Genomic DNA, 10,815 nt, shown 5'->3' on the forward strand with positions numbered 1-10,815 from the left:
GACACCTTGCTGCGCGTGGTGCCGATGGTCAGCAGCAGCGTCACCGTGTTGAAGGTCGATTTCTCCACCTGGATATTGAAACGCTCGAACAGCACCTGCTGGAACTCGTCGACGGTGAAGCCGGAGCGCGAGATGTCGACGGTGATCTTGGTCGGGTCCAGCGCGATGCCGTCGCCCCGCACCTCTTCGGGCAGCAACTCGGCCAGGGTCAGCGCCTGGAACACCCCTGTGGCGTTGATGGCCTCGCGCAGTTCGGCGGCCAGCTCCAGCGTGCGCTGCAGCAGCTTGTAGCCTTCCATCACCGCCTGCTGCCGGCCGACGTCGAGGCTGGCGATGATCCCGTACTGCGGGCTGGTCGACGTGTGCATGTTGAAGTTCTCGCGGAACAGGTGCGCGTCGAAGTCCGGGTCGTTCACGTGGATCATGCTGGCCTGGCTCAGCGCGGTCAGCACCTTGTGGGTGGACTGCGTGGCGTAGTCGGCGCCGGCCTCCAGCGCGGTCGGGCGAAACGCCGGGTGGAAGCGCGCGTGGGCGTACCAGGCCTCGTCGATGATCACCTTGATGCCCCTGGCATGCGCCGCCGCGATGATCGGCGGCAGGTCGTAGCGCAGGCCGTCGTAGGTGCAGGAGGTGAGGATCAGCGCCTTGGCGTGCGGGTTGGCGTCGATCGCCGCGAACAGCGTCTTCTTCGGCACCGGGCCGAACAGGCCGTAGGTGCGGTTGATCGAACTGTCGAGGTACACCGGCCGCGCGCCCGACAGCACCACGCCGTGGTGCACGGACTTGTGGCAGTTGCGGTCGAGCAGCAGCGTGTCGCCCGGCGCCAGCAGGGTCTGGAAGATCACCTTGTTGGCGGTGGAGGTGCCGTTGGTGGCGAAGAAGGTGCGCTGCGCGCCGAAGGCCCGAGCGGCCATGTCCTGCGCCTGCGCGATCACGCCCTTGGGGTCGAGCAGCGAGTCGAGCATGTCGACCGACACCGACAGGTCGGCGCGCAGCAGGTTCTCGCCGACGAACTCGCGGAACGCCGACGACCACGGGCTGCCGCGCAGGCTGTCGCCCGAGGAGTGGCCCGGCGTGTGCCAGGCGTCCTTGGCCATCAGCACGTATTCGCGCAGCGCGTCGAAGAACGGCGTGCGCGATTTCTCCTGGATCTCCGCCTGGATGATGCGGAACCAGCCACGCGGGTCGGATTCGTCGCGGATGAAGAAGCCGTCGATCGCCTCGCGGGTGAGCGCGCCGACGGTCTCCTCGTCGCGCGCGCTGTCGACCAGCACGTAGAGGTCGAGCTCCGGGCGCAGCGCGTGCAGCGACTGCACCAGCGCTTCGGCCTGCCAGGGGCGCTCGCCGCCGACGTCGCCCAGGCCATCGACCAGCACGCACTGCAGGTCGCCGTCTTCGCGGGCGATGCGCATCGCTTCCTCGGCGCAGTCGGTGCCGCTGAAGGCCAGGCCGCAGGGGTTGTCCAGGCTCTTGGCGGCGGCGGTCAGGCCCTTGAGCAGGTGGCGGCGGAAGGTGTCGTCCGCGAGGACGATCAGGACGTGGCTGTGCGGGCGTGGCATCGGCGGAGCTTATCAAGCGGCCACGGATAATCGCCCCCATGGAACTCCGGCGTCGCGCGCTCGAACTGCTGCAGCTGGTCGATCCGGCCGGGAAGACCGCCGCCACGCGTGCGCTGTTCGACGCCGGCCGCTGGACGATCGATCCCGAGGCCATGCTGCCCGAACCGCCCGGCCTGCCGGGCCGGCCCACGCGACCGGCGCTGGTGCCGCCGAAGGAGGTGCCGACGCGCTCGCCTTTCACGCTCGAAGGCCGCGCGGCGCTGCTGCACTCGATCGCCCATATCGAGTTCAACGCCATCAACCTGGCGCTCGATGCGGTCTGGCGATTCGCCGGGATGCCCGAGGACTTCTACCGCGACTGGCTGCGCGTGGCCGCCGAGGAGTCGCTGCATTTCACGCTGCTGCGCGAACACCTGAAGACGCTCGGCCACGACTACGGCGACTTCGCCGCCCACGACGGCCTGTGGACGATGACGGCGCGCACGGCGCACGACATCGTCGCCCGCATGGCGCTGGTGCCGCGCACGCTGGAAGCGCGCGGGCTGGACGCCACGCCGCCGCTGCAGGCCAAGCTGGGCAAGGCGGGCGACGCGCGGGCGGTGGCCATCCTCGACGTGATCCTGCGCGACGAAATCGGCCACGTGGCCATCGGCAACCGCTGGTACCGCTTCGCCTGCGAACGCGCCGGGCTCGACCCGGTGGCGATCTACCCGGGGCTGGTCGAACGCTACGCTGCGCCCAAGCTGCGGCCGCCGTTCAATGACGCGGCGCGCCGCGCCGCCGGCTTCAGCGAGGACGAGATCGCCTACCTCACGCGGGCCGCCTGAGCATGCGTATCTTCGTCGCCGGCTTCCACCACGAGACCAACACCTTCGCGCCCTCGCCGGCCGACTGGGCGGCGTTCGAGGCCGGCGCCGGCTACCCGCCCTGCGCGCGCGGCGAGGCCATGCTCGAGCAGATGCGCGGCGGCAGCCTGGCCATCGCCGGCTTCGCGCGCGAAGCCGACCGACGCGGCTGGACGCTGGTGCCGTCGCTCTGGGCCGGCGCGATGCCGAGCAACCGCATCACCGCCGAAGCCTTCGCGCGCATCGTGCGCGAGATCGAGGACGACCTGCGTGCGGCCTGGCGCGAAGGCCTCAACGGCATCTTCCTCGACCTGCACGGCGCGGCGGTGGCGGAAGGCGCGGACGACGCCGAAGGCGAATTGATGCAGCGCCTGCGGGCAATCGCCGGCCCGGACTTGCCGATCGTGGCCAGCCTGGACCTGCACGCCAACGTGACTCGACGGATGCTGGCGCTGGCCAGCGGCCTGACGGCCTACCGCACCTACCCGCACGTCGACATGGTGGCCACCGGCGAACGCGCCGCGGCGATGCTTGCTCGTCGCATGGCCGCGCCGGGCCGGCGCTGGCACACCGCGGCGCGGCGGGTGCCTTTCCTGCTGCCGTTGAACGCGCAGTGCACCCTGATGGAACCGGCCGCGTCGGTAGTCGCCGAGCTGGAGCGGCTCGAGTCCCGCACCGGCACAGAGCTGAACTTCGCGATGGGCTTTTCGGCGGCGGACTTCTCCGAGTGCGGGCCGGTGGTCTTCGGCCACGGCCTCGACGAAGGGGGGCTGGAGCACACCGTCGCTGCCCTGCATGACGCCGTCGTCAGTCGGCGGCGCGAGTGGGCCGCCGCCTTCCTGGCCCCGGCCGAGGCCGTCGAGCGCGCCATCGCGCACGCCGCACCCGACCGCGGGCCCGTCGTCATCGCCGACACGCAGGACAACCCGGGTGCCGGCGGCGACGCCAACACCACCGGGATGCTGCGCGCGCTGCTAGCGGCCCGCGCCGGCCACCGCCTCGACGGCAAGGTGGCGCTGGGCCTGCTGTTCGATCCCGACAGCACCCGCGCCGCCCACGCCGCCGGCCTCGGCGCCCGGGCGAACCTGCACCTCGGCCGCGCCGTGCCGACCTGGGACGGCACGCTGACCGATCCGCCGGTGGCCTGCGAGGCGCGTGTGCTCGCACTGCACGACGGCAACCTGGGCCTGCACGGGCCGATGACCGGCGGCAGCACGGTGCGGCTTGGGCCCTGCGCCTGCGTCGAGGTCGAAGGCGTGCGCGTGCTGCTGGCCAGTGCCAAGGCGCAGATGCTCGACATCGACCTGTTCCGCTTCCTCGGTGTCGAGCCGGCGGCGATGCGGGCGCTGGTGGTGAAGAGTTCGGTGCACTTCCGCGCCGCCTTCGCGCCGATCGCCTCACGCATCCTGGTGGCGAAGGCGCCGGGGCCGATGCCCGCCGACCCGGGCGACTTGCCCTGGCGGCATCTCGATCCGGGCACTGCGCCGCGCCCCTGAACCGGCGAGGCTGGCACGCCGCCCGCTTACACTTCGCGCCACGCCCGCGGGCCGATCCGTCCGGGCTCCCGACAAATCCTTCACCGAGGACTTCATGACCACCGCCATCACCACCCGTCGATTCCTGCAAACCGTCGGCCTGCTGTTCGCCGGCACGCTGCTCGCCGCCTGCGGCAAGAAGGAGGCGCCCGCGCCGGCCGCCGAGGCGCCCGCCGCCGCCGCCTCGGTCGCCGCCGCGCCGCCCCCGGCCAAGGTCTACGTGGTCGGCACCGACGCCGCCTACGCGCCGTTCGAGTCGCAGAACGAGAAGGGCGAGATCGTCGGCCTGACCATCGACGTGGTGACCGCCGTGGCCGCCAAGGCCGGCATCGAGGTCAAGTTCGTCAACACGCCCTGGGAAGGCATCTTCAACTCGCTGGCGCAAGGCGACCGCGACATGCTCGCCTCGTCGATCACGATCACCGACGAGCGCAAGCAGACGATGGACTTCACCAACCCGTACTTCGACGCCTACCAGCTCATCGCCGTCAAGGAGAGCTCCAAGGTCGCCAAGTTCGACGACCTGAAGAAGCTCAAGGTCGGCGTGCAGACCGGCACCACCGGCGACGAGGCCGTGACCAAGCTGCTCGGCAAGAACAGCACCGCCATCAAGCGCTTCGAGTCGACCCCGCTGGCCCTCAAGGAGCTGGAGGCCGGCGGCGTGGACGCCGTGGTGGCCGACAACGGCGTGGTCGTGAACTACGTGACCAACAACCCGGGCGCCAAGTTCAAGACCGTCAGCGACAAGGCTTTCGTGCCCGAGCAGTACGGCTTCGCGGTCAAGAAGGGCAACACCGAGCTGCTCGAGAAGCTGAACAAGGGCCTGGCCGACATCAAGGCCGACGGCACCTACGACCAGATCTACGCCAAGTACTTCGGCGCCGCCGCGGCCGCCGCACCGGCTTCCGGCGCCTCGAAGTAAGCAGGACGCGGCGCGCGTGGACCTGCGCTGGGAGATCCTCGCCGGCTACGGGCCGCTGTTCGTCAGCGGCCTGTGGATGACGGTCCAGCTGACCATCGTCTCGATCGGCGCCGGGCTCGTGCTCGGCGTGCTGCTCGGGCTGGTCAGCAGTTCACGCGACGCCCCGCCCCCCAAGTCCGCCGCGCTGGCCTGGCTGCTCAAGGCCGCGCGCGGCGTGACGGTGGCCTACGTGGCCTTCTTCCGGGGCACGCCGCTGTTCGTGCAGATCCTGCTGGTGCACTTCGCGCTGATGCCGGCGCTGGTGCACCCCGACACGGGCCTGCTGCTCTCCGGAGAGGCGGCACGCGAGTTCCGCCAGAGCCACGGCGCCTTCTTCTCCGGCGCGCTGGCGATGACGCTCAACGCCGGCGCCTACATCTCGGAGATCTTCCGCGCCGGCATCCAGAGCATTCACACCGGCCAGACCCAGGCCGCTTACAGCCTGGGCCTGACCCACGGCCAGGCGATGCGCTTCGTGGTGCTGCCGCAGGCCTTCCGCCGCATGGTGCCGGCGCTGGTGAACGAGGGCGTCACGCTCATCAAGGATTCCTCGCTGGTCTCGGCCATCGGCCTGGCCGAGCTGGCCCTGGCGGCGCGCACCGTCGCCGGGGCGTACTCGCGCTATTGGGAACCCTACCTGGCGATCTCGGCGGTGTACCTGGTCCTCACGCTGACGCTGTCGATGCTCGCCAAGCGGCTGGAAGCACCGTCGCACCTGCGCGGTCGCTGACCGTTTGTCGCCATCCTGTGGCTCCGGCGCAACGGGGCCTGGGGTTTTCCTGCATCCGTCATCTACCATTCATCACCTCGTTCCGGGGGCTTCGGTTTCCCGGGTGTGTGTTTCGAATGAAGACCAAAAGGATCTACATGAAGCGCTCTCTCTTCCTGGGCGCCGTGGCCACCCTGGCCGGCACCTCTGCCCTGGCCCAAAGCAGCGTGACCATCTACGGTCGCCTGAACACCTCCGTCGAGCGCCAGAAGGATGGCGACACCAGCATCACCGCGCTGCAGAACAACGCGTCGCGTATCGGCTTCAAGGGCACCGAAGACCTCGGTGGCGGCCTGAAGGCGTCGTTCCTGATCGAGCACGGCTTCAACGTGGATACCGGCGCGCAGAGCGGCTCGGCGTTCTGGGGTCGTGAGAGCTGGGTTGCCCTGGAAGGTGGTTTCGGCCGCGTGCGCCTGGGCAACATGGGCCCGACGGCTGCCTACTTCGCGACGGCCGACTACATCAGCATGCACAACCACGACACCGGTACGTCGTCGGATGCGTTCTACCTGTACCCCGGTGACGTGCGCAACACGATCGCCTACAACTCGCCGAACTTCGGCGGTGTGACCTTCGACGCGCAAGTCGGCCTGGCCGAGAACACCAACCCGCGCAAGACCATCGTCCTGGCGGCCAACTACGTCGGCGGCCCGCTGCACCTGGGCGCCAGCTACGTGACCGCGCCGAACGGCCCGGTCGCCCTGGGCTTCACCAGTGACGACAAGAACAGCGAGTTCGGTCTGCGCGCGCTGTACGAAATGGGCCCGTTCACCGTCGGCGCCTACTTCATCAGCAACAAGATCGAAGACGCCTCGGGCGTTGATGCCAAGCGCAAGTCGTGGCGCCTGTCGGGCATGTACACGATGGGTGCGAGCGAGTTCCACCTGAACTACGGCGCCGCAGGCGAACTGGAGGCCGGTGGCGCGACCATCATCGACAAGGCCTCGCAGTTCACGGCCGGCTACAACTACAACCTGAGCAAGCGCACCAAGCTGTTCGCCTTCTACACCCAGGTGGACAACAAGGGCGACAACGTCTCCGGCGGCACGTACTACGTGTCCACCCCGGGCACGAAGTTCTCGTCCCTGGCCGCTGGCGTGCGCCACAACTTCTGATCCCGGAAGTTCACAGCGTCTGAAGGGGCCGGTCGCAAGACCGGCCCCTTTTTTCGTTCAGCCGAGGAAGTAGCGCTTCAATCCGGCCAGGATCATTTCCACCGCGATCGCGGTGAGCACCAGGCCCATCAGTTTCTCGGTCGCGGCGACCACCGAATCGCCGAGCAACCGGCGGATGCGCTCGCACAGCAGCAGCACCGCGCCGGATACCAGCATCGCGACGGTCAGCGCCGCTACCCAGGTCAGCACCCGCTCGGGCTGGCGCGAAGCCAGCAGCAGCACCGTGGCCATCGCCGACGGCCCGGCCAGCAGCGGCACGGCCAGCGGGAAGATCAGCGGCTCCTTGCCCTCGGGCATGCCGTAGACCCCGCCCTCGGCGCCGAAGATCATGCGGATGGCCACCATCAGCAGGATCACGCCGCCTGCCACCTCCAGCGAACGCTCCGACAAGTGCATCACGCGAAGGAAGGCCTCGCCGGCGAACATGAAGCCGAGCAGCACGGCGAAGGCGATCGCCACCTCGCGCAGCGCGACGCGGCGCCGGCGCTCCTTGGGCACGCCGTTCATGATGGGAATGAAGATCGGCAGGCTGCCCAGCGGGTCGAGCACGAGCAGCAGCAGGATCAGGGCGGAAAGAAAGCTGTGGTCCATGGGGGCGCGATTGTGCGGCACCGCCGGCGCTGGCCCGCGGATGGCTCCATCGGGCGATGCCGCGCCGGCGGGGAACGCGAACACTGGCGGCTTCCCGAGGAGCCCCGCCCATGTATCCCGAAGAAGATTCCCGTCACCACGGCAGCAGGCCGCTGCTGCCCGCTGCTCTGTTGATCCCCCTGCTGCTGGTCTTGCTGGCCTGGTCGCTGCTGATGCCGGCGCAGGCCGGTGAACGCCCTGCCCGGCTGACCATCGACCTCCAACTCGACGGTAGCAGCCACTGGCAGGACGGCGGCGACGACAGCCGCACCACGCTCAAACGCCGCTATCGCATCGTTTCCTGGCTGCAGCCGGTCGGCGAGCCGATGGAGGTCAACACCAAGGCGCCGGACTACGCCCAGACCATGATGGCTCGAGCCGATCGGGTCCAGGCACGCGTTGCGCAGGCGCAGGCCCGCCATGGCCAGATCGCCCCGCCGATGGACATGGCCCGTCAGATGGAGCTGGCGCGCCAGGCCCAGGCCGCGTGCGGCACCGACCGCGCGTGCCTGATGCGCATGCTCGCACCGCAGGTGGCCGCGCAGGTCACGCCCGACCGCGCGCAGCAGGCCAGGCTGGTCCGGCACGCGGAGACAGCCTCCCCCGAGGATGACGGCGAGGATCGCCGCTTCCAGACCTTCCAGGGCATCGACCGCTGCGACGCCAAGGTCGAGGTGCAGGTCGACGAAACCATCGAAGGCCGCTACGCCGACGTGCAGGGCCCGGTGCCCTGGAAGGTCGTGCGCCGCGACGCCCAGCCGCCCACGGCCGACGAACTGCGCCTGATCTGCCTCGGCTTCAGCCTGGTGCTGGACCGCCGCACCGGAGCCATCACCACCGACGCCGGCTTCGGCCTGCCCGAGCCGCGCGTCACCTCGGTACACACCGAGCGCGGCCGCGACAGCTCCAGCGTCGACCGGCTCGGCACCCTGGACGCGGTGTCGAAGTGGGTCGCCGAACGCACCCGGCAGGTCCCGCGTGCCGGCAGCGCGTCGGCCACGCTGCCGATGGTCTCGTCGCGCGAGGCCGGCCGAGGCCGTACCGAAGGTGGCGTGAAAGCCACGCTGAGCTGGAAGTTCGAGGAACTCTGACCCGCCTCCCCCTTCCGGGGTGGCCCGGCGAATGGCTCCTGTGGCCGATGCCGCGCCGGGGCCGCCACGGAACACTGACAACCCTGACGCGGCGCATCGCCGCGACCCCTTCGACGACAAGACCCACGAGGACAAGACATGAGCATCGCCACCGCCACCCGCCCCGCCACCGCCACCCACCGCAGCGAACGCGTGGACCTCTACGTCGGCATCCACAAGGCCCTGCGCCACTTCATGACCGATACCCTGCACCGCGTCGGCCGCATGGACGCGAACAACCCCGACGACCTGCGCCGCACCCTGGCCCAGTTCGAGGGCCTGATGGAACTGTGCCTGCAGCACGTGCACCACGAGAACGACTTCGTGCACAGCGCCATCGAGGCGCGCCAGCCGCGCGGCGCGGCGCGCACCGCCGACGACCACGTCGAGCACATCGCCCACATCGCCGCGCTGCGCGACGAGGCGCGTGCCCTGGCCCAGGCCGAAGCGTCGGCACGGCCCGCGCTCGCACTGCGCCTGTACCGCCACCTGGCACTGTTCGTGGCCGACAACTTCCAGCACATGAACGTCGAGGAGACGCAGAACAACGCGGCGCTGTGGGCGAACTACGGCGACGACGAACTGATGGCACTGCACCAGCGCATCGTCGCCAGCCTGCCGCCCGAGGAGAACCTGCTGGTGATGCGCTGGATGATCCCGGCCAGCACGCCGGCCGAGCGCGCACAGGTGCTCGGCGGCATGCGCGCCGGCGCGCCGGCCGAGGCCTTCGCCGCCGTGCTCGACGCGGTGCGCCCGCACCTCGACGACCACGCCTGGGACCAGCTCGCCCGCGCCCTCGGCGTGCCGCAGCAGCCCGGCCTGGCGCACTTCGGCTGAACCCGGTCTTCACGGAGAACCGCCATGACCCTCTGGCTCCGGCGTGCCGGCATCGGCCTGCTCGTCCTCGTCGCGCTGCTCGCCGCGGCGATCACCCTGCTCGTCGCCAACGGCCACCGCAAGGCCGAGCGGCGCGTCGACGTCGCCGCTGCCGGCGTGGCAGAGCGCGGCGATGCGGCCGCCGTCGAACGCGGCGGCTACCTGTTCCGCTCGCGCGGCTGCACCGACTGCCACGGCAGCGACGGCGCCGGGCGCACCTTCGTCGACGATGGCAAGGGCCTGCGCCTGCATGCGCCGAACATCACGCCGGCGCCCGGCTCGGTGGTGGCGTCGTACCGCATGGACGACTGGGACCGCGCCATCCGCCACGGCGTCGCGCCGGGTGGCCGCCCGCTGCTGATCATGCCCAGCGAGGACTACAACCGCCTCACCAACGACGACTTCGCGGCGCTGGTGGCCTACCTTCGGCAGATGCCGGCCGCCCGCGGCGGTGCGGCCGAGGTGAGGCTGCCGATGCTGGTGCGTGCGCTCTACGGCGCCGGCGTCGTGCGCGACGCGGCCGAGAAGATCGACCATGCGAAGGCACCTTCCCTGCCGATACCGGAGGCGGTGACCGCCGAACACGGCGCCTACGTGGCCAATGCCTGCATCGGCTGCCACGGCGCCGAGCTGCAGGGCGGCCGCATTCCCGGCGCGCCGCCCGAGTGGCCGCCGGCGGCCCGCCTGAGCCCCGGCGAAGGCTCGGCGATGGCGCGCTACGCCGACGCCCGGGCCTTCGTGGCGATGATGCGCAGCGGCATCCGCCCCGACGGCAGCACGGTCAGCCCGGTGATGCCCTTCGGCGCGCTGCGCGAGATGAGCGACGTGGACCTCGAGGCGCTGTACGTGCACCTCAAGGGCCTGACGTCGCAGATGGCGGCCGCTCGCTGACGCGGCCGGATCCGGAGATGTCCATGCATGTGATGACCCCCACGGCCGGCGCGCTGCTGGCCTGCCTCGCGCTGATCGCCTGCGGCGGCGGCGGTGACTGGGAATCGGTGAAGATCGAGACGCAGCCGGAAGCGACGAGCGTCCGCCTCGAAGGCTGCGTCGTCGACGAGCGCGGCCGGCCGGCTGCTCGCGCGGTGCAGGCCACGCTGGCCGACGGCCGACTGACCGGCACCACGGTGAGCACCGCCGATGGCGTGTTCCGGCTCGACGTGCCGGCTCACGCCGTGCTGCGCATCGAGTCGCTCGGCACGCCGGCCGATGGGATCACGCTGATGACCAGCGTGAGGCCGATCACCCTCGGAGGCTGCCTGCGCGGCTGAGGCCCGACTCAGTCGCCGGCGGCGACACCCTCGCGGCGCGGATCGGCCGCGCCGAACCAGCAGC

At 70.5% G+C, this 10,815-nt stretch carries 11 protein-coding genes; 9 read left to right on the top strand and 2 right to left on the bottom strand.

The window, feature by feature from the left end; all coding sequences use genetic code 11:
• A partial coding sequence (locus AB7U92_RS13215) for an aminotransferase class I/II-fold pyridoxal phosphate-dependent enzyme (RefSeq protein WP_428577414.1) occupies window positions 1-1,559 on the bottom strand: 1,559 nt, incomplete at its 3' end.
• Between the two features lie 38 nt (window positions 1,560-1,597).
• Here AB7U92_RS13215 and AB7U92_RS13220 point away from each other — a divergent pair.
• The 5 genes from AB7U92_RS13220 (at window position 1,598) to AB7U92_RS13240 (ending at window position 6,784) form a co-directional block, all read left to right on the top strand.
• On the top strand, window positions 1,598-2,386 hold the full coding sequence (locus AB7U92_RS13220; protein WP_428577417.1) for a ferritin-like domain-containing protein: 789 nt from the start codon (window positions 1,598-1,600) through the stop codon (window positions 2,384-2,386).
• A 2-nt stretch (window positions 2,387-2,388) separates the two neighbouring features.
• Window positions 2,389-3,900 carry a M81 family metallopeptidase gene (locus tag AB7U92_RS13225; protein WP_428577420.1) on the top strand — a complete coding sequence of 504 codons (1,512 nt, stop codon included), beginning with the start codon at window positions 2,389-2,391 and terminating at the stop codon, window positions 3,898-3,900.
• Window positions 3,901-3,994: 94 nt separating this feature from the next.
• On the top strand, window positions 3,995-4,861 hold the full coding sequence (locus AB7U92_RS13230) for a basic amino acid ABC transporter substrate-binding protein (protein WP_428577423.1): 867 nt from the start codon (window positions 3,995-3,997) through the stop codon (window positions 4,859-4,861).
• A gap of 16 nt (window positions 4,862-4,877) precedes the next feature.
• Window positions 4,878-5,630, top strand: a complete 753-nt coding sequence (locus AB7U92_RS13235; RefSeq protein ID WP_428577426.1) for an amino acid ABC transporter permease — start codon at window positions 4,878-4,880, stop codon at window positions 5,628-5,630.
• 137 nt (window positions 5,631-5,767) lie between these two features.
• Complete coding sequence (locus AB7U92_RS13240) at window positions 5,768-6,784, top strand: porin (RefSeq protein ID WP_428577429.1); 1,017 nt, start codon at window positions 5,768-5,770, stop codon at window positions 6,782-6,784.
• Between the two features lie 57 nt (window positions 6,785-6,841).
• Here AB7U92_RS13240 and AB7U92_RS13245 read toward each other — a convergent pair whose 3' ends face one another.
• A complete protein-coding gene (locus AB7U92_RS13245) occupies window positions 6,842-7,435 on the bottom strand; it encodes a MarC family protein (RefSeq protein ID WP_428577432.1) in 594 nt (197 codons plus the stop codon).
• Between the two features lie 110 nt (window positions 7,436-7,545).
• Here AB7U92_RS13245 and AB7U92_RS13250 point away from each other — a divergent pair, with 110 nt between their 5' ends.
• The 4 genes from AB7U92_RS13250 (at window position 7,546) to AB7U92_RS13265 (ending at window position 10,751) form a co-directional block, all read left to right on the top strand.
• Window positions 7,546-8,565, top strand: coding sequence for a hypothetical protein (locus AB7U92_RS13250; RefSeq protein WP_428577435.1), 1,020 nt, complete (start codon window positions 7,546-7,548; stop codon window positions 8,563-8,565).
• A 138-nt stretch (window positions 8,566-8,703) separates the two neighbouring features.
• A complete protein-coding gene (locus tag AB7U92_RS13255) occupies window positions 8,704-9,441 on the top strand; it encodes a hypothetical protein (protein ID WP_428577437.1) in 738 nt (245 codons plus the stop codon).
• 24 nt (window positions 9,442-9,465) lie between these two features.
• On the top strand, window positions 9,466-10,371 hold the full coding sequence (locus tag AB7U92_RS13260) for a c-type cytochrome (protein WP_428577440.1): 906 nt from the start codon (window positions 9,466-9,468) through the stop codon (window positions 10,369-10,371).
• A gap of 23 nt (window positions 10,372-10,394) precedes the next feature.
• On the top strand, window positions 10,395-10,751 hold the full coding sequence (locus AB7U92_RS13265; RefSeq protein ID WP_428577443.1) for a carboxypeptidase-like regulatory domain-containing protein: 357 nt from the start codon (window positions 10,395-10,397) through the stop codon (window positions 10,749-10,751).
• Window positions 10,752-10,815 lie beyond the last annotated feature (64 nt).

Source organism: Piscinibacter sp., assembly GCF_050175855.1.
GTDB lineage: Bacteria > Pseudomonadota > Gammaproteobacteria > Burkholderiales > Burkholderiaceae_C > Piscinibacter.